We start from the raw sequence: 18,933 nt of genomic DNA, 5'->3' as shown, positions 1-18,933 counted from the left end.
TCCTTAATATATGGCTATTTCTTCTTCTTTTTTCTGTGGACGACGCATACAATGTAGCGCGGCATGATGCCCAAAGAAAGGGGATTACCATGAAACAGCGGTTATTGCTTTGTTTGTTGTTATGTTTCTGTATGTTGTATTATGCGTTGCCACAGCTGTCCATTCGGGCAGAAGGACCAGAAGGAGTATTTGCGGTTTCCTGGCTTTGTATGATTTTGTTTGCCATTGCGGGCAATCTTTCAAGCATCCTGTATACTCCGAAAAAACGGAAGCCGATATCGAAAAGAAAAGAACAGCGGTTGCGGGAAAGAATATAAAAACGATCGTTCGTTGAATAGCGGGTTACTTCACTCTATAATAAAGAAATAGAATTACCATGAAAAGGGTGAAGAACTTGGCTACTAAGCATGAACAAATACTTAAACATATTGATGGGCTCCCAGTTGGAGAGAAGATATCAGTTCGTCAAATTGCTAAGGTCTTGAGTGTAAGTGAAGGAACAGCTTACCGAGCAATTAAAGAAGCAGAAAATCAAGGATACGTTAGTTCTATCGAGCGGGTAGGAACAATTAGAATTGAACGTAAAAAAAGAGAAAATATTGAAAAGCTTACCTTTGCAGAGGTGGTTAATATTGTAGACGGCCAAGTGATGGGCGGCCGTGAAGGATTGCATAAAACCTTAAATAAATTTGTTATTGGCGCGATGAAGCTTGAAGCGATGATGCGTTATACGGGACCAGGAAATTTATTGATCGTCGGTAATCGGACGAATGCTCATGAACTTGCCCTTCAGGCAGGAGCTGCCGTTTTGATTACAGGTGGATTTGACACAGAAGAAAGTGTTAAAAAATTGGCGGATAAAGTACAAATGCCTGTCATTTCTACGAGTTATGATACCTTCACAGTAGCAACAATGATTAACCGAGCCATTTACGATCAGTTAATTAAAAAAGAAATTTTATTTGTGGAAGACATTTTAACACCTGTACATGAAACGACCTTCCTGAAAACGGGCGACCGTATTTCGGACTGGCTCAAATATAACCGAGAAACGGGACATAGCCGTTTTCCAGTCGTTGATGAGCAGATGAAAATTATGGGGATGGTGACGTCAAAGGATATTATGGGACAAGATGACACCGTGCTTCTGGATAAGGTCATGACTAAAAGCCCGATGACGGTTGGTTTGAAGACGAGTGTAGCCTCTTCTGCGCATATGATGGTTTGGGAAGGGATAGAATTGCTGCCAGTCGTCAATGATGCCCATATCTTGCAAGGAATTATCAGCAGGCAGGATGTCTTGAAGGCACTGCAAATGAGTCAAAGGCAGCCTCAGGTTGGTGAGACAATTGATGATACGATTACAAGTCAGCTGGTGATGACAGGTAACCGGCCAAAAGGTGAAGATGTCTATCAATACCAAGTTACACCGCAAATGACGAATTATTTAGGGACCATCTCAAATGGAGTATTTACGACACTTGTTACTGATTCGGCCAATAGAGTGCTGAGAAGCTATAAACGAGGGGATTTGGTTGTAGAGAATATGACCATCTACTTCATTAAACCGGTACAAATTGAAAGCTTATTGGAGATACATCCAAGAGTACTCGAAGTTGGTAGAAAGTTTGGGAAAGTGGACGTTGAAGTGTTCAATGAAGGGAAATTGGTAGGGAAAGCCCTTCTGACCTGTCAGCTTTTGGATCGTTCATAAGACAAAAAAAGAATGAGCCGGCTGCTAAGGCTGTCTCATCCTTTTTTTGATTGTATAGTTAAACTTGCTTAGACTCTTGTGCTTCTTTAATGGCAAATGGAAGATAATGTTTATACACATTATATCCGCCAAATATACTAAAACCGCCAATCAGAATAAATAAGGCAGCTACAATATAAGTAGTGGTAGTAGCGTATAAGAACAATTGGTTTACACCAAATAGAAAGACAAATAAGCCAAGCGCCATGGATGACTTACCGGAAAGCCATTTCTTTTCCATAGGTCTACGAGTCCTAAATGATTTAATTTTATAGAAAATATAAAAAGCGAACGAAATAACGATGATGACGACAAGAATTGGCATTAGAAACAAATCCTCCAAACATTTTGTAATTCTTCCTTATTGTAACGGGATACGATTAGGAATGCCACTTTAATGATGGGAAGTTGTTCAAGTACCTGGCAGGATATTTTCGAATCTATCTAGAATAGATTTACTACCAACTTTTTAGAAAATTGTTTGCTATAAAGGGAGATACCTATGAAAGCGTTAATTTTTCAAGAAATAAAAAACTATCAAACGATTATTATTCACCGTCATGTTCGGCCAGACCCCGATGCCTATGGGTCACAAGGGGGACTGGCTGAAATTTTGAAAGCCTCTTTCCCAGAGAAAGATATTTATACCGTTGGGGAAGAAGAGAAATCGCTTAATTACTTAAGACGTTTGGATACGATATCGGATGAAACTTATCAGGGCGCACTCGTCATTATTTGTGATACGGCAAATGCCGAGCGAATCGATGACACTCGATATACTCTAGCTGATAAACTCATAAAAATTGATCATCATCCAAATGAAGATCGATACGGTGACCTTCTTTGGGTGGATACGAATGCCAGCTCGACCAGCGAAATGATCTATGAGCTTTATGAATATGGAAAAAATCATGGACTTGTCTTAAATGATGAAGGTGCACGATTATTATTTGCGGGAATTGTTGGGGATACAGGACGATTTTTGTATCCAAGTACGACAGAGAAAACATTAGTCTATGCAGGAGAACTGGTTTCCTATGCCTTCTCACGTCCCCAGCTTTTCAGTCAAATGTATGATGTCGAAGAAAACATTGTCCGATTGAATGGGTATGTACTGCAGCATTTTAGTATTCTCAAGAACGGTACAGGTAAAATGATTCTTACAAGGGATGTAATGGAGCAATTTGACGTTACTCCGGCTGAGGCATCACTGCTTGTGAGTACACTAGGTTCGGTTAAAGGAATAAAGGCATGGGTTTTCTTTATAGAGGAAGAGAAAGAAATTAGAGTCAGACTCCGCTCAAAAGGTCCTGTCATTAATGGGATTGCTAAAAAGTACAGCGGAGGCGGTCATCCGATGGCTGCAGGTGCTTCTATTTATTCATGGGCAGCAGCAGATCGTGTCCTTGAGGACTTAGAAGAGGCATGTGCGAATTATCGGGAAAGATAATGCATCGATTAGAGAAGGATAGTTGGCCTCAATTCTATAATCGATGCAGTTTGACTTCTATCTCCATATTCTTATAAAAAAAGATTTCGGTAATTTCAATCCGATAGCGCTTTTTATTGATTTCGAGGATTTTATTTTCAATCGACTTCTTTAAAAGCGCTTTTGTTTTATAAACATCTTCCACATTTTTGGTTATTAACGTCGTTAAATCCGTTCGAATGACTTCTTCTGCTTCAACGACACTGAGTTTGTCCAAATCATAAAATCGATCATTGGCGATAGTAACTCGAATCTCCTTAACTGAAAGATGCTTCTCCGTTTCTTCGTTTAGCTTGTTAAAATCCTGTTCCCAAATACCTACCTTGATTTTTAATTCATGGATTTCTTTTCGTTGAATTTCAATAATGCTGATTTGTTTTTCCTGAAGGACACCATACATGTAGAAGAAAATAAACCAGCTGCCAATAGCTCCGATGACGACTCCGGCAAAGAAACGCTGCCAGGTGGGCAATCGATAATAAGGTGGAATTCTCATGATGAAATATGCTCCTGGGTAAACCAATAAATAATTAACGCTCCACTCTGTGCACCTCCTAGTGCAGAAAGAATCAGTAAGAATTGTTTTAAAATGTCCTTCGTTTCTCCATGGAAAAGGCCCCGCTCAAAAATATACACGGTATCAAAGGTTCCACCGATTGCGGCAACAATTGCCCAGATGCGGAGAGAATCTGATAATCGAGATACAACCGTTAATGGGGCTTGTCCAGTAAAAAAGGCAGCAAGTCCACCGATTAAGGAACCTCCTAAAAGCACTCCAAATGAAATGAAATAACTGTTAATAAATGCAGGGAAAAAGGCTTCCTTCATCAACATCATCCTTTAGTTGTTGGATAGGTATAAAAAATTATATGACCTGAATGAAATAGATATGATAGAAAGCAAAATTTAATCGTACAAAGCAGAAACCGAAAATGAGAACATATTTTCTTTTTTTCTCTATAAACACTATAATTAAAACAAAAAAGGCTGAATAAGGGGTGAAAAAAGATGTTCATTCATCTCCACATACAAAGTGCGTATAGTTTACTGTCGAGTACAGTTAAAATAAATGAATTAGTTACCAAAGCAAAAAAGCAAGGATATTCATCTCTGGCATTAACTGATCGGAATGTCATGTATGGATCACTCTATTTTTATAAAGAATGCCGTAAGCAAGGAATCAAGCCGATTATCGGTTTACTCGCTGATATTTTAGATGAAGAAAATCAAGTATATTCTCTTCTTTTATTAGCAGAGAATAATGAAGGCTATCAAAATCTTTTAAAGATAAGCAGTGCCATAAAAACCAAGTCTCCACTTGGTCTGCCGCTTAAGTGGCTTAAGCATTATTCGCTTGGAATAATCGCTGTCTCACCGGGCAGCGAAGGAAAGATGGAAACGCTGATAAGAGAAGGCAATACGCTGGAAGCGCAAAAAACGCTTGCTGCTTACACAGGGATTTTTGGGAAGCACTCCTTTTTCATGTCACTTCAACGTCAGGTTGGAAATGACGAATGGTTTACCGAAGTCCAAGATTTTGCCAAAGAAAATGAGATAGAAATCATTGCCACTAATCCAGTCTTCTACTTGGAGAAAGACGATGCACTTTCACATGAAGTCATACTAGCCGTGAAAAATGGGAATAAGCTTGCGGATGAAGAACGTGAAAGAATGGACAATCATGAACATTATTTAAAAAGTGAAGAAGAAATGGTTCGAATGTTCGAGGATTGTCCGGATGCATTAGAAAATACCATGAGAATTGCGGCTCGGTGTGAAGTGGAGATTGCCTTTAATCGGCCGCTTCTGCCTAAATATCCGGTTGAAGAAGGAGATAGTGCTTCAGGGATGCTCGAGCGTCTCTGCTGGGAGGCATTAACGAAAAAGACGGATGCCTCTGAAGACTATAAAGACCGTCTAAAATACGAATTAACCATTATTAACAAGATGGGATTTAGTGATTACTTCTTAATAGTTTGGGATTTCATGAAGTATGCCAGAGAGAATGGGATACGTACTGGTCCAGGACGGGGATCAGCGGCAGGATCAATGGTTGCTTATGTCTTATCCATTACGGATGTTGATCCAATAGCCCATCATTTATTGTTTGAGCGATTTTTAAACCCTGAACGTGTGACAATGCCCGATATTGATATTGATTTTCCAGATAACCGGAGAGACGAAGTGATTAATTATGTGGCTCATAAATACGGTGAACTTCATGTGGCGCAAATTCTTACCTTTGGTACTATGGCTGCCAAAGCCGCTCTGCGCGATACAGGTAGAGCCTTCGGATTAAATCCAAAAGAGCTGGACAGGTTGTCAAAAATGATTCCTGGGAGATTGGGAATTAGCCTAAAGGACGCATTTAAGGAATCGAAACCACTGCGTTCTTTTGTGGAAGAAAGCGAATTAAATCAATCCCTTTTTAATACAGCCTTAAAGTTAGAAGGGCTGCCGCGCCATACTTCAACACATGCTGCCGGCATTATAATCAGCGATCAACCGCTGACAGAGTTAATTGCCATTCAAGGTGGTCACGAAGGAGTTCATCTTACACAATTCCCTATGGATCTGCTTGAGGAACTTGGATTATTAAAAATGGATTTCCTTGGTCTGCGGAACTTAACGTTAATTGAAAATATTGTCGTTTCGGTACAAAAGGAAACGGGAAGGAAACTGGATTTATCATCTATTCCCTTAGATGATGAGTCATCCTTTAACTTGCTGGCTAAAGGGGAAACAACTGGGATTTTTCAGTTTGAATCTTCTGGAATTACCAATGTACTAATGAAGTTAAGGCCGACGCGTTTTGAGGATATCGTGGCAGTAAATGCCCTCTATCGACCAGGTCCAATGGATAATATACCGCTGTTTATTGAACGTAAACATGGGTTGACACCAATTGATTATCCACACCCGGATCTTGAAGAGATTCTAAAAGATACCTATGGTGTCATTGTCTATCAAGAGCAAATTATGCAGATTGCCTCTAAGCTTGCCGGTTTCTCTCTTGGGGAAGCAGATCTGCTTAGAAGAGCGGTTTCTAAGAAAAAGAAGGATATTCTTGATCAAGAACGGAAGCATTTTACAAGCGGAGCTGTTTCTCAGGGGTACACGGAACAAACGGCAAATGCTATATATGATATGGTTGTCCGTTTTGCTAATTATGGGTTTAATAGGAGCCATGCCGTTGCTTATAGCTTTATTGCCTATCAGCTCACCTATTTAAAGGCTCGATATCCACAGCACTTCTATGCTTGTTTGCTTACCTCTGCTATCGGCAATGACGTAAAAATAGCTCAGTATGTTCAAGAATCAAAGAAGAAGGGAATTGAGATTTTACCTCCATCCATTAACATGAGTCAATTTCCTTTTCAGGTTGAAAAGGCAGGTATACGCTTTAGTCTTGCTGCGATTAAAGGAATCGGCGGCACCGTGCTTAAAGAGATTTTTGCTGCCAGAAGGGTAAAACGATTTGACGATTTATTTGATTTTTGTATACGGGTTTCTGCGAATATTGTTAATCGGAAAATTTTAGAAGCCCTTGTTCATTCAGGGGCATTTGATGAATTTAATGTGGACCGTGCGACACTGCTAGCCAGTCTGGATGTTGCGATCAGTCATGCAGAATTGGTGAGTCCTGGTGATAATCAATTCGATCTGTTTGAACACAGCGATTTTTCATTAAAGCCGAAATACAACGAAGTAGATCCAATCCGATCAGAAGATAAGCTCTTTTTTGAAAAAAATGTCCTTGGATTCTATTTATCTGCTCACCCGGCAGCCGGATACAGAAAGATCTTTCGGCACTTTGGGGCAGTTACGATTGATACTGCGCTTGAGCAAAGTGAAAAGAGAATCCTGCTGGGTGTTTATGTATCAACAGTAAAAAGCATTCGAACAAAAAAGGGTGAGGTGATGGCCTTTTTCACCATTAGTGATGAAGGCGGAGACATGGAGGCAGTTGCTTTTCCTGAGCAGTATAAGCAAACTGCCGTTGAATTAAAGGCTGGGAATATTTTAATGATTCAAGGTAATCTAGAAGAGCGTGATGGAAAAAGACAATTGATCATTAAAGACGTTTATTCCCTGGAAAGCTGTATGGAAATGGTGAAGGACAGCGGACGATTGTTTATTAAAATTGAGGCAGCTAAACAAACAAATAAGTCGCTTCAGCAAATTAAAAGCCTGTTGGTCAAGTACAAGGGCATGACAAAAGTGATGCTTTATTATGCGAGTGAAGAGCGCTATATCCAGCTTCCTCTTTGGGATTGGGTAGCACCTTCACAAGCTCTTTTACAACAGCTTGAGGAAATTGTAGGGAGTGGGAACATCGTCCTCAAAACAGAATAAAGTATTTACAAGCTGGATGGATATGTTATATTAACAAATAGGATAACGTGGTCTGACCACTATGATAGTATATAAAAAGCCGACTTTTTTCCAACTACCGGCTAGCCCAAGGAGTGAAGACATTGACATTAAGAGAAGAAGCCTTGCATATGCATCGTATACATAAAGGAAAGCTGGAAACTGTTTCTAAGGTAGCTGTCCAAAATGCGCAGGATTTAAGCCTGGCATACTCACCCGGCGTGGCTGAACCATGTAAAGAAATATATGATAAGCCGGAAACAGTTTACGATTATACGATGAAAGGCAATACTGTAGCTGTCGTTACAGATGGGACGGCTGTTCTTGGTCTTGGGAACATTGGTCCAGAGGCTTCACTGCCGGTAATGGAAGGGAAGGCCGTATTATTTAAAAGTTTTGCAGGTGTGGATGCTTTTCCAATTTGTCTTAAAACGACGGATGTTGAAAAAATCATTGAAACGGTTAAACTGCTTGAACCGACTTTTGGCGGAGTCAATTTAGAAGATATTGCAGCGCCGAATTGTTTTGAAATTGAAGAAAGATTAAAAAAAGAAACCAATATACCCGTTTTCCACGACGATCAACATGGAACAGCCATTGTAACGGTTGCCGGCTTGGTTAATGCTCTTCGCATAGTTGGTAAAAACATGAACGAAATTAAAGTCGTAGCAAGCGGTGCGGGTGCAGCTGGAATAGCGATTACAAAGCTGCTTTACCATTATGGTGTCCGGGATATTATTATGTGTGATTCTAAAGGAGCCATTTTTGAAGGCCGTACATACGGAATGAACGGAATAAAGGACCAGATTGCAAAGGTAACAAACCGTAATCGTGTGGAAGGCAGTCTGGAAGAAGTGATTCAAAGTGCGGATGTATTTATTGGAGTCTCAGTCGCTGGTGCACTGAGTGAGCGGATGGTTGCATCCATGAATACAGACTCAATCATTTTTGCAATGGCGAATCCTGATCCTGAGATTATGCCCGATACAGCAAAGGCGGCAGGAGCCAAAGTAGTCGGTACCGGCCGATCTGATTTCCCTAATCAGGTAAATAATGTTCTAGCTTTTCCGGGTATCTTTAGAGGGGCCTTAGATGTTCGTGCAACCCATATCAACGAAGAAATGAAAATTGCTGCTGTCGAGGCAATTGCGGGCTTAATAACGCCGGCTGAACTTCATGCAGACTATGTAATTCCAGGTCCATTTGATCCAAGAGTGGCACCAGAGGTCGCGGCAGCTGTGGCAAAGGCTGCAATGGAAACCGGCGTCGCTAGATTACAGGTGGATCCAGAAGTCATCAAGGAAAAAACAAGGAAACTTGCCTTAATCGGTAAAAGTGAGGAATGACCGAATTTGAATGGTTCAACATCTAAAATTTACTTGGAAGTGGTAGAAAAGCTAAGAAATATGATTGAAATAGATGGATTAAACCCAGGAGATAAAATCCCTTCAGAACGTGAACTTTCAGAACGCTTGAGTGTCGGGCGTTCTTCTGTACGTGAAGCATTGCGTGCTTTAGAACTTCTTGGCTTAATTGAGACAAGAAGAGGAGAGGGAACCTTTATTAAAGATTTTCAGGAGCATAAACTAGTAGAACTCCTCGGAACCTTTTTTCTCCAAAATACAAAGGTTAAGAAAGATTTAGCTGAAACGAAGCAGCTTCTTGAATTAGATTGCATACAAATTATTTTACTCCAGGCATCAAATGAAAGTCTTGACAGTTTTGCTAAATGGGCTGAACAGGGCAATTTTGATGACCAATCCTTTTTTGCAAAACTTCTTGAAATGAATCCGAATAAGCTTTTGGAAAGAATGTGGAGTATTGTTAATACCTATGCACAGGCTGCACAAGTTGAATTCCTTCAAGCAGACATACAGGGCTACATCGACCTCGCACTTGCTCTGAGACATCGCCAAAAAGCGCAGACGGAACAAATATACCGAGAAAGAATTAGAAAGGTGTCAGCAAAAAACTGACATAGTTAACTACTATTTTTACCCGCTTTTTGCTGTAAAACGGTGAAAAGCATGAGTGGTAAAGGGAGGATTCATCTTGCTTAAAGATTTATTTGCTAAACCCAAGAAAAAGAAATATGCGACGATTCCTACTGAGCGGAATAAGCAGGATGTGCCAGAAGGAATCATGACTAAATGCCCTAGCTGTAAGAAAATTATGTATACGAAAGAACTAACGAAAAATGTGAAAGTCTGTCTTCACTGCAGCTATCATCATCCGATGACGGCCTATGAACGAATTAATAGTTTATTTGATGACGGATTTGTTGAAATGGACCGTGGAATGATTTCGGTTAATCCTTTAGATTTTCCAGATTATATGGAAAAGCTTGAAAAAGATAAAGTAAAAACAAAGATGAATGAAGCCGTAGTAACAGGTATTGGAAGAATTTCTGGTTATGAACTATCTGTTGCTGTTATGGATTCAAAGTTTCGAATGGGAAGTATGGGTTCAGTTGTCGGGGAGAAAATTACCCGTGCCATTGAAAAAGCATGTGAAAAGAAAATTCCCTTCATTATCTTCACAGCATCAGGCGGTGCTAGAATGCAAGAAGGTGTGTTAAGTTTGATGCAAATGGCCAAAACGAGTGCTGCATTAAAAATGTTTAGTGATGAAGGCGGTCTGATTGTCTCAGTTATGACTCATCCGACCACTGGAGGCGTCTCGGCGAGTTTTGCTTCGCTTGGTGATATTAATTTAGCTGAACCTGGAGCCCTAATCGGGTTTGCAGGTAGACGAATCATTGAACAAACCATCAGAGAAGAACTTCCAGAAGATTTCCAAACAGCTGAATTCTTGATGAAACACGGCCAACTTGATGCGGTTGTACCTCGTCAAGAATTAAAGGATACATTAACCAATATCTTAAAAATTCATGTACCTGGTGGTGAACGAGTATGATCGGGGAATTAGAATTTGAGAAACCGGTTAAAGAGCTCAGAAAAAAAATTGATGAGCTGAAACATTTGACGAAACATGCAGACATGGATTTAACAGATGAAATTGAACAGCTGGAAAGCCGTTTAGAGCTGTTGAAAACAGAAACCTATGAAAATATACAGCCTTGGGATCGTGTCCAAGTGGCAAGACATCCTGGAAGGCCGTCAACCCTTGATTATATTCCGATTCTTTTTACTGATTTCCTTGAATTACATGGAGATAGAAATTACGGAGATGATGAAGCAATTGTCGGTGGAATTGCACAATTTGACGGCAAACCTATTACGGTAATTGGTCATCAACGAGGAAAAGATACGAAGGATAATATTCGGCGGAATTTTGGTATGCCTCATCCAGAGGGGTATCGTAAAGCATTGCGCTTAATGAAGCAAGCTGAAAAGTTTCATCGTCCAATCATTTGTTTTATAGATACGAAAGGGGCTTTTCCGGGCAAGGCGGCAGAGGAAAGAGGCCAGAGTGAAGCAATCGCCAGGAACTTATTTGAAATGGCAGGGTTAAAGGTACCCGTTATTTGTATTGTCATTGGTGAAGGTGGTTCAGGCGGTGCATTGGCTTTGGGCGTTGGAGACAGAATACATATGCTTGAGAATTCAACGTACTCTGTTATTTCTCCAGAAGGAGCAGCAGCCTTACTTTGGAAAGATGCCTCGCAAGCGAAACGAGCAGCAGAAACGATGAAGATTACGGCACCTGACCTTCATAGTTTGGGTGTAATTGATGAAATTATTCCTGAAGCAATGGGTGGCGCCCATCGAAATCTTGCCCTGCAAGCTGAATCCATTCGATCGGTCATTAAACAATCTTTAGCAGAACTTGAGCAGCTGACTCCTACTGAACTTGTTAACCAGCGGTATGCTAAATATAAGAAAATTGGCGCATATTCAATGAATGAAGAACCAGTTAAGAGTGGACTATTTACCTGATTTCACACGTACTGCCGGTGGGTGGTACGTTTTTTTAGTGAAAAAAATAAATTCATTTTCAGTACACAATTTATTTTTGCGGCTTTTTTTGGGATAAAAAATCAACTTTATAGACAAAATACCTGAATAAAACGGTTACATTAGACCAAATCTAATTTTTTTAAAAAATAATCGTGCTAAGAAGAGATTTCTACCAATAGTAAACCCTTAGAAAGTGATATATACGCTTGTCCTCGTAAGGGATTTTACTTCAATTTTCCTGATAAATAATGTAGTCTTAAAGGGCAATAGTATATAAGAAGTGATATATACATTCGGCAATTGGAAATTCATGAAGGTTATGAATATTTGTGGAATTCCCATGCCACAAAGAGGTGAGCTGTTATGAAAAAAATAGGTGTATTGACAAGCGGAGGAGATGCTCCGGGAATGAATGCAGCCGTACGTGCTGTCGTCAGAAAAGCAATTTATCATGATTTAGAGGTATTTGGAATTTATCATGGATACCAAGGACTCATGGAAGGGGAAATACTCCCTCTTGAAATCGGTTCTGTTGGGGATATCATTCACCGCGGAGGTACCATTCTTCACTCTGCCCGCTGCCTTGAATTTAAAACAGAAGAAGGTCAACTAAAAGGAATAGAACAATTAAATAAATTCGGAATTGAAGGTCTAGTCATTATTGGTGGTGACGGATCATACCGTGGAGCAGAAGCATTGACTAAACGAGGCTACCCATGTGTGGGGGTTCCTGGTACGATTGACAACGATATACCAGGTACTGATTTTACCATCGGTTTTGATACAGCTTTAAATACGGTTATCGATGCAATTGATAAGATACGTGATACGGCCACATCACATGAGCGTACATACGTAATTGAAGTTATGGGTCGTGACGCAGGGGATATTGCTTTATGGGCTGGTCTTGCAGGAGGAGCAGAAACGATCTTAACACCTGAATTTAAGTATGATGCTGATGATTTAGTTACCAAGTTAAAACGTGGTCATGACCGCGGCAAGAAACACAGTATTATTGTTGTCGCAGAAGGTGTTGGCAGTGCTGTGGATGTTGCTCGTCAAATAGAGGAGTTAACTGAATTTGAAACGCGTGTAACCGTTCTTGGTCATGTTCAGCGTGGAGGTTCACCAACAGCAAGTGACCGTGTTCTAGCTAGCAGACTTGGTGCTAGAGCAGTTGAATTGTTATTGGAAGGTAAAGGCGGACGTGCTGTTGGAATTGAAAAGAATCAATTGGTTGATTATGATATTGTTGAAGTGTTAGAACAAAAACACACCATTGATAAAAAAATGTTTGATTTATCAGCAGAACTGTCAATATAAAAGCAGTCTGAATGTAACCTAACTGGAGGAAAAAAAATATGCGTAAAACGAAAATCGTCTGTACTATCGGACCAGCAAGTGAAAGTGTAGAAAAATTAGTAGAACTTATCGAAGCAGGTATGAACGTAACACGACTTAACTTTTCTCATGGTGACCATGAAGAACATGCAGCACGAATTGTAAATATTCGTAAAGCAGCTGAAAAAACGGGCAAACAAGTTGCCATTTTACTGGATACTAAAGGCCCGGAAATCCGTACGCATCAAATGGAAAACGGAACGATGGAGCTTGTAGCTGGAGATGATATTATCATCTCAATGACTGAAGTTCTAGGAACAAAAGAGAAGTTTTCAGTATCTTACGAAGGATTAGTTGATGATGTCGAGGTTGGGTCAAAAATTCTTCTTGATGATGGCTTAATTGGCCTTGAAGTAACGAAAATTGATCGTGATAACAGAGAACTTCATACTAGAATTCTAAATACTGGTGTATTGAAGAATAAAAAAGGTGTTAACGTTCCTGGTGTTTCAGTTAAATTACCAGGTATTACAGAGAAAGATCAAAACGATATTATCTTTGGTATTGGACAAGGAATTGACTTTATCGCGGCATCATTTGTACGCCGGGCTTCTGATGTGTTAGAAATTCGTGAATTGTTGGCAAATCATAATGCATCACATATCCATATTATTCCGAAAATCGAGAATGAAGAAGGCGTAGAACGCATTGATGAAATTCTTGAAGTTTCAGACGGATTAATGGTTGCTCGTGGAGACCTTGGAGTAGAGATTCCAGCTGAAGAAGTACCACTTGTTCAAAAAGAATTAATCAAAAAATGTAATGCAGTTGGAAAACCGGTTATTACAGCAACTCAAATGCTAGACAGCATGCAGCGTAACCCGCGTCCTACTCGTGCAGAAGCTAGTGATGTAGCGAATGCTATCTTTGATGGTACAGATGCAATCATGCTTTCAGGTGAAACAGCTGCAGGAACATATCCAGTTGTAGCTGTTCAAACAATGCACAACATTGCATCAAGAGCAGAATCTGCATTAGATTATCGTGGAATTTTATCGAAGAGAAGCAAAGATAATCGTCATAATGTGACGGATGCGATTGGTTCATCTGTGGCTCATACTGCGTTGAATCTTGAAGCATCTGCCATTATTACATCAACAGAAAGTGGACATACAGCTCGAATGATTTCAAAATACCGTCCAAAAGCTCCAATTATCGCTGTTACATCTAATGAGCATGTTTCACGTAAATTAGAATTAGTTTGGGGAGTTTATCCACAAGTTGGCGAAAGAACAGCAACTACTGATGAAATGTTTGATCTATCCATTGATGTAAGCTTAAACTCTGGTTTAGTTACTCATGGTGATTTAGTTGTTATAACTGCAGGAGTTCCTGTTGGTGAAGTGGGTACAACCAATCTTATGAAAATTCATGTGTTAGGCGATGTCCTAGTAAAGGCTCAAGGTATCGGACGTAAATCAGCAAAAGGAAAAGTTGTAGTGGCTAGATCAGCTGCTGAAGCGAATGCTAACTGTGAAGAAGGCGATGTTCTTGTTACGATTGCTACCGATAAAGATATGATGCCTGCTATCGAAAAATGTTCGGCTCTTATCACTGAAGAAGGCGGCTTAACCAGCCATGCCGCAGTTGTAGGTGTCAATCTAGGTGTTCCAGTAATTGTTGGAGCAGATAATGCAACAACGATCTTTAAAAATGGTCAAAGTATTACAGTAGATGCTTCAAGAGGCATTATCTATAATGGCCATTCAAACGTACTATAAGTTTTAAAATGAATCTGCAGTTGGGGCATATTACCCCGCTGCTTTTTTTTATAGTTACTATTCTTAGAATAATTCATTGGTGATGAAGTATAATGAATATACAAGCCAAATAAGGGGTTGTTCTAAAGAATGAAGCCAAAGTATCTTTTATTATCAATCGTTGCTTTTCCAGTGATTGAGATTATCATACTGCTGTTATCCGGAAAGGTAATAGGGTTCTGGGCTACATTATTCGCCCTCCTATTAATGGGAATCGTGGGTGCATATTTAGCGAAACAGCAAGGGTTGGAAACTCTACGAAGAGCACAAGCTCAAATGAACGTAGGTCAACTGCCAGGCAATGAAATGATAAATGGATTATGTATTATGATTGGCGGGATTTTATTAGTACTGCCAGGATTTCTTACTGATCTTGCAGGCTTGCTTTTGATATTACCGCCAACACGCAAACTTTGTAAGCCGCTGCTAATGCGCTGGATTACAAAGAAAATAAATAAAAATAAGAATAAAGGGATTATCACCATCATCCAATAGATCGTATCCGGCTGCATACTGCATCCGGATTTTTTGTGCGCTCTTAGTGCGTGCAATGAAGAGCATTTCTGTGCAGAAGACTTTTTCAAGGGAATGTTAGCTAGATTATTACAACCCTTGAAGCTGTGCTGTGGGGGCTTATTAACGTATGGAAAACAGAATAAAGTAAATTTTTAGATTTTTTAAATAAAAACTGGTGACAAAAACAATAACTGTGTTATATAATACTTTTAAGAAAACAAATAACTGTACTATAACAAAAAGGATTAGCTTGAGGGGAAGTGAAGCTGCTACATGAAAACAAATGCAAAGGGATGGGGACAATCAGAAGAAAAACCTGAGTATGAACATATTCCGTCATCTGATGCGCTAGCATTCTTGAATCGGATTGATTATCATTTCGGGGAAAAGCGATTCGAGCTTCTTAAACGGCGTCATACAACCGATGAGCAAAGAAATCAAGTACCAAGCTTCCTGAGTGAGACCAAGCTTATCCGGGAAGGAGATTGGACAGTCAGCCGAATTCCAAAGGATATAAAGCAGATGGCTGTACGTAAAAAATTGTTGCGCGGTCTGCACCTAGAAGAGCAAGTGGATGGACATCTCAGATCAGCAAGTTTCTATGATTTTGCCAATCACTTTTTCCATCATAATCGTTATTTTTATCTTCCGACCATAGAAAATGCGTTAGAAGCAAGGCTCTGGAGTGACGTATTTGTTTACGCTCAGAATGATCAGAGACTACCGCTTGGAACGATTAAAGTGATTGCCGTAATTAATAGCAATGCGGCTATGGAGACGGACGAGATTCTTTATGAGCTTAAAGAGCATTGCATAGGCGTACAGCTTAGTAAGATTTCTAGATTCGTAGGTGGACTTACCTCTTTAATGAATATACATTCATTAGTTAGAGAGACATGTGAAAAGCGCCGTGCTTTCGTGCTCGATAATAGGACAGCGGAAATGATTCATACGTAGAATAATTTTACTAAACCTAATAGGAGGAATTGAAAAATGAAAAAGCAAAGAGCAGCTCAATTAGAACAAAATTGGAATAGTGATGAAAGATGGAATGGGATTACACGCCCGTACACAGCTGAAGACGTAATTCGCTTAAGAGGCTCGATTGATATTGAACATACCCTTGCCCGAAAAGGTTCAGAAAAGCTATGGAATTTGCTTCATACTGAGGACTTTATTAATGCACTTGGCGCATTAACGGGTAACCAAGCTATGCAGCAGGTAAAGGCTGGTTTGAAAGCGATTTATTTGAGCGGCTGGCAAGTAGCAGCGGATGCTAATCTCTCAGGTAATATGTATCCGGACCAAAGTTTATATCCTGCTAATAGTGTTCCACAGGTGGTTAAACGTATCAATCAGGCCCTCCAACGTGCAGACCAAATTGATTACATGGAAGGGAACGATGAAATCGATTGGTTTGCCCCGATTGTTGCCGATGCTGAAGCTGGATTTGGCGGACAACTGAATGTGTTTGAACTAATGAAAAGTATGATTGAAGCGGGAGCTGCAGGCGTTCACTTTGAAGATCAATTATCTTCAGAGAAAAAATGCGGTCACCTTGGGGGGAAAGTCTTGCTGCCTACTCAAACGGCAGTACGCAATTTAATTGCTGCTCGTTTTGCAGCAGATGTTATGGGTGTACCGACCATTCTTGTGGCCCGTACGGATGCTAATGCAGCGGACCTGATTACAAGCGACATCGATCCTATTGATGCACCATTTATCGAAAGTTCAGAACGGACACCTGAAGGCTTTTACAGGACTAAAGCAGGAATTGATCAAGCCATTGCACGAGGACTTGCTTATGCACCATATGCGGATCTGATTTGGTGTGAAACATCTGAGCCAAACATTGAAGAAGCACGCCAGTTTGCTGAAGCCATCCATGCTGAGCACCCTGGTAAACTGCTTGCTTATAACTGTTCACCGTCCTTTAATTGGAAATCCAAATTAGATGATGAAGCGATTGCTAACTTCCAAGTAGAACTAGGGAAAATGGGCTATAAATTCCAATTTGTAACGCTTGCTGGATTCCATGCCTTGAATCACGGAATGTTCGAGCTTGCACGTCAGTACAAAGATCGCGGCATGGCTGCTTATTCTGAACTTCAACAGGCAGAATTTGCGAGTGAACAATATGGATACACAGCAACAAGGCATCAACGTGAAGTAGGTACGGGGTACTTTGATGAAGTCGCACAGGTAGTTGCTGGGGGAAATTCCTCGACAACCGCGCTAAAAGGATCCACAGAAGCAGAACAATTTGAAACGTCTAAACACTAAAAAGTGAATAAAAACTGCCCGGACACCTATCCGGGCAGTTTTTATTTTGTCTTATAGATTATCCCTGCGACCATCCTTCCCTATAATAAATGACCAAATATCTTTGAAAATATTTGCTCTTTGAAGGGTGTTGATAATAACAAGTGTGACTGGACCGGCAATAAGTCCGAGAATTCCAATCATCTTATAGCCAACAAAAAGGGCGACTAATGTAGCAAGAGGATCGAGCCCGATACTTGATGATAAAACCTTTGGTTCGATTAGCTGTCGTTGGACAATGACTATGGTATATAAGACGGAAAGTCCTATTCCTAAACTCGTATTTCCAGAAATAAATTCAAAGATAATCCATGGAATAAAAATAGTGCCTGTCCCAAGGTAGGGAACAATATCAACCAGTCCACAAATAAGTGCAATGGTTATTGAATAACGCACTTTGAGGAAGAGCAGTCCGATTAATACGGTAACAGTCGTGATCGATACCAAAGTAAATTGGGCTTTTATAAAGCCGAATAATGCACGCTTCAGATCTTTAATGATCCGGATAGTACTTACATAGACCTTATCAGGAAGGAGTTTGTTACTTAAATTTGATAGGCGGTACCAGTCTTTGCTGATAAAAAAAGTGGCAAGTGCAGAAAAAACCAGGACAGTTGCCGTATTGGGAATCCAACCTATAATACCGGGGATATTCTGAAAAAATGACTGAATAAAATTACCGGCTGTTGTAGCAATGGTCTGTCCAACATTTTGTATATTATCAAGAATTGTGTCTTGCTGCCCAGTGTCTAGATTTTTAAATAAAGCAGCTGTTTGGTTATAGAGAGGCAAAATCTGTTGAACAATAAGGTCTTCAATATAATCAACAACTGTGACAAGGTGTTTAGGGACAACTTCTCCTAAATAATTTGCTCCAGAGACAATTTCCACGACAAGAAGAGTAATTAAACCGGCAAAGATAGAAAGAATAAGAAGTAGAGAAACGAGGACAGCAAGCCCTCTTGGCATTCGGGCTTTTTTTTCAAAAAAATTAACCAGTGGATTCATGAAAAAGGCGATGAATATAGCGATGATAAAGGGATATGTGTAGGTTGAGAGATAAAACAATGCGACCCCGCCTAATACGACAATTCCGATGGCAACGAAAAAACGGACGAACCGATAAATGTATACGGGATTCATGCTTTTTTCCCCCTTTGTAATCGCTCTTTAACTATATAGTTTATTGTAACTAGGCTTCAAGATAAAAGAAAGGTCAATTATCTGACTAGTTTCTTTAAAGCAGATAAATAGGGACGGGTTTTTTACGAATACTTGCCCCTTTTGCTATGTTAAAATAACAAGAGTTCGGTTTATGGAGGAATGTTAGATGTATGGTCCTTATGTATTTTTACTTATGCTTCTCATAATTGGCCTCATTGCTAAAAACTCATCATT

17 protein-coding genes are annotated in these 18,933 nt (G+C 40.0%); 13 read left to right on the top strand and 4 right to left on the bottom strand.

The features are described 5' to 3' along the window. Positions 1 to 35 precede the first annotated feature (35 nt). Positions 36 to 317: a hypothetical protein gene (locus AC52RT_RS16080; protein WP_495541678.1), complete on the top strand. Its 282-nt coding sequence runs from the start codon at positions 36 to 38 to the stop codon at positions 315 to 317. A 77-nt stretch (positions 318 to 394) separates the two neighbouring features. Continuing rightward, a complete protein-coding gene (locus AC52RT_RS16075; RefSeq protein ID WP_495541677.1) occupies positions 395 to 1,714 on the top strand; it encodes a DRTGG domain-containing protein in 1,320 nt (439 codons plus the stop codon). Between the two features lie 58 nt (positions 1,715 to 1,772). Here the strand turns inward: AC52RT_RS16075 and AC52RT_RS16070 are convergent, their stop codons facing one another. Beyond that, positions 1,773 to 2,078 carry a YtpI family protein gene (locus tag AC52RT_RS16070; RefSeq protein ID WP_495541676.1) on the bottom strand — a complete coding sequence of 102 codons (306 nt, stop codon included), beginning with the start codon at positions 2,076 to 2,078 and terminating at the stop codon, positions 1,773 to 1,775. A gap of 177 nt (positions 2,079 to 2,255) precedes the next feature. Here AC52RT_RS16070 and AC52RT_RS16065 point away from each other — a divergent pair, with 177 nt between their 5' ends. Then, positions 2,256 to 3,203 carry a DHH family phosphoesterase gene (locus AC52RT_RS16065; protein ID WP_495541675.1) on the top strand — a complete coding sequence of 316 codons (948 nt, stop codon included), beginning with the start codon at positions 2,256 to 2,258 and terminating at the stop codon, positions 3,201 to 3,203. A 34-nt stretch (positions 3,204 to 3,237) separates the two neighbouring features. On the opposite strand, the gene ytrI is transcribed toward AC52RT_RS16065, so the two are convergent. Then, positions 3,238 to 3,738 (bottom strand): sporulation membrane protein YtrI, encoded by a 501-nt coding sequence (gene ytrI, locus AC52RT_RS16060; protein ID WP_495541674.1) that lies wholly within the window; start codon positions 3,736 to 3,738, stop codon positions 3,238 to 3,240. Continuing rightward, a complete protein-coding gene (ytrH, locus tag AC52RT_RS16055) occupies positions 3,735 to 4,070 on the bottom strand; it encodes a sporulation membrane protein YtrH (RefSeq protein WP_407951440.1) in 336 nt (111 codons plus the stop codon). Before ytrH ends, ytrI begins: the two co-directional genes overlap by 4 nt. Before the next feature lie 180 nt (positions 4,071 to 4,250). On the opposite strand from ytrH, the gene dnaE reads away from it, so the two are divergent. The 10 genes from dnaE to aceA all read left to right on the top strand — a co-directional run bounded on the left by dnaE (position 4,251) and on the right by aceA (position 17,496). Then, positions 4,251 to 7,598 carry a DNA polymerase III subunit alpha gene (dnaE, locus tag AC52RT_RS16050; RefSeq protein ID WP_495541673.1) on the top strand — a complete coding sequence of 1,116 codons (3,348 nt, stop codon included), beginning with the start codon at positions 4,251 to 4,253 and terminating at the stop codon, positions 7,596 to 7,598. Positions 7,599 to 7,720: 122 nt separating this feature from the next. Then, positions 7,721 to 8,962: an NADP-dependent malic enzyme gene (ystJ, locus tag AC52RT_RS16045; RefSeq protein ID WP_495541672.1), complete on the top strand. Its 1,242-nt coding sequence runs from the start codon at positions 7,721 to 7,723 to the stop codon at positions 8,960 to 8,962. Between the two features lie 6 nt (positions 8,963 to 8,968). Then, a complete protein-coding gene (locus AC52RT_RS16040; RefSeq protein ID WP_495541671.1) occupies positions 8,969 to 9,592 on the top strand; it encodes a FadR/GntR family transcriptional regulator in 624 nt (207 codons plus the stop codon). Positions 9,593 to 9,668: 76 nt separating this feature from the next. Beyond that, positions 9,669 to 10,532, top strand: a complete 864-nt coding sequence (gene accD, locus AC52RT_RS16035; protein ID WP_495541670.1) for an acetyl-CoA carboxylase, carboxyltransferase subunit beta — start codon at positions 9,669 to 9,671, stop codon at positions 10,530 to 10,532. Continuing rightward, on the top strand, positions 10,529 to 11,515 hold the full coding sequence (gene accA, locus AC52RT_RS16030) for an acetyl-CoA carboxylase carboxyl transferase subunit alpha (RefSeq protein WP_495541669.1): 987 nt from the start codon (positions 10,529 to 10,531) through the stop codon (positions 11,513 to 11,515). The genes accD and accA overlap by 4 nt, the downstream gene beginning before the upstream one ends. A 384-nt stretch (positions 11,516 to 11,899) precedes the next feature. Then, entirely contained in the window at positions 11,900 to 12,859 is a 960-nt protein-coding gene (gene pfkA, locus AC52RT_RS16025; RefSeq protein ID WP_495541668.1) for a 6-phosphofructokinase, read from the top strand. Between the two features lie 38 nt (positions 12,860 to 12,897). Next, complete coding sequence (gene pyk / locus AC52RT_RS16020) at positions 12,898 to 14,658, top strand: pyruvate kinase (protein ID WP_495541667.1); 1,761 nt, start codon at positions 12,898 to 12,900, stop codon at positions 14,656 to 14,658. Positions 14,659 to 14,787: 129 nt separating this feature from the next. Then, a complete protein-coding gene (locus AC52RT_RS16015; RefSeq protein WP_495541666.1) occupies positions 14,788 to 15,192 on the top strand; it encodes an FxsA family protein in 405 nt (134 codons plus the stop codon). A gap of 294 nt (positions 15,193 to 15,486) precedes the next feature. Next, entirely contained in the window at positions 15,487 to 16,170 is a 684-nt protein-coding gene (locus AC52RT_RS16010) for a hypothetical protein (protein ID WP_495541665.1), read from the top strand. Between the two features lie 36 nt (positions 16,171 to 16,206). Then, positions 16,207 to 17,496: an isocitrate lyase gene (gene aceA, locus AC52RT_RS16005; protein ID WP_495541664.1), complete on the top strand. Its 1,290-nt coding sequence runs from the start codon at positions 16,207 to 16,209 to the stop codon at positions 17,494 to 17,496. Between the two features lie 51 nt (positions 17,497 to 17,547). Here the strand turns inward: aceA and ytvI are convergent, their stop codons facing one another. Next, positions 17,548 to 18,678 (bottom strand): sporulation integral membrane protein YtvI, encoded by a 1,131-nt coding sequence (ytvI, locus tag AC52RT_RS16000; RefSeq protein WP_495541663.1) that lies wholly within the window; start codon positions 18,676 to 18,678, stop codon positions 17,548 to 17,550. Between the last annotated feature and the right edge of the window lie 255 nt (positions 18,679 to 18,933).

This window comes from Peribacillus sp. (genome assembly GCF_059453735.1).
This window is presented reverse-complemented; position numbering and strand designations above follow the sequence as displayed.

Excerpts from the sequence above, each read along its gene's own strand:
- aceA (WP_495541664.1), top strand. The coding sequence starts at position 16,207 with ATGAAAAAGCAAAGAGCAGCTCAATTAGAACAAAATTGGAATAGTGAT.
- pfkA (WP_495541668.1), top strand. The coding sequence starts at position 11,900 with ATGAAAAAAATAGGTGTATTGACAAGCGGAGGAGATGCTCCGGGAATG.
- accA (WP_495541669.1), top strand. The coding sequence starts at position 10,529 with ATGATCGGGGAATTAGAATTTGAGAAACCGGTTAAAGAGCTCAGAAAA.
- AC52RT_RS16065 (WP_495541675.1), top strand. The coding sequence starts at position 2,256 with ATGAAAGCGTTAATTTTTCAAGAAATAAAAAACTATCAAACGATTATT.
- AC52RT_RS16015 (WP_495541666.1), top strand. The coding sequence starts at position 14,788 with ATGAAGCCAAAGTATCTTTTATTATCAATCGTTGCTTTTCCAGTGATT.
- pyk (WP_495541667.1), top strand. The coding sequence starts at position 12,898 with ATGCGTAAAACGAAAATCGTCTGTACTATCGGACCAGCAAGTGAAAGT.
- AC52RT_RS16010 (WP_495541665.1), top strand. The coding sequence starts at position 15,487 with ATGAAAACAAATGCAAAGGGATGGGGACAATCAGAAGAAAAACCTGAG.
- AC52RT_RS16070 (WP_495541676.1), bottom strand. The coding sequence starts at position 2,078 with ATGCCAATTCTTGTCGTCATCATCGTTATTTCGTTCGCTTTTTATATT.
- ytrH (WP_407951440.1), bottom strand. The coding sequence starts at position 4,070 with ATGAAGGAAGCCTTTTTCCCTGCATTTATTAACAGTTATTTCATTTCA.
- ytvI (WP_495541663.1), bottom strand. The coding sequence starts at position 18,678 with ATGAATCCCGTATACATTTATCGGTTCGTCCGTTTTTTCGTTGCCATC.
- ytrI (WP_495541674.1), bottom strand. The coding sequence starts at position 3,738 with ATGAGAATTCCACCTTATTATCGATTGCCCACCTGGCAGCGTTTCTTT.
- dnaE (WP_495541673.1), top strand. The coding sequence starts at position 4,251 with ATGTTCATTCATCTCCACATACAAAGTGCGTATAGTTTACTGTCGAGT.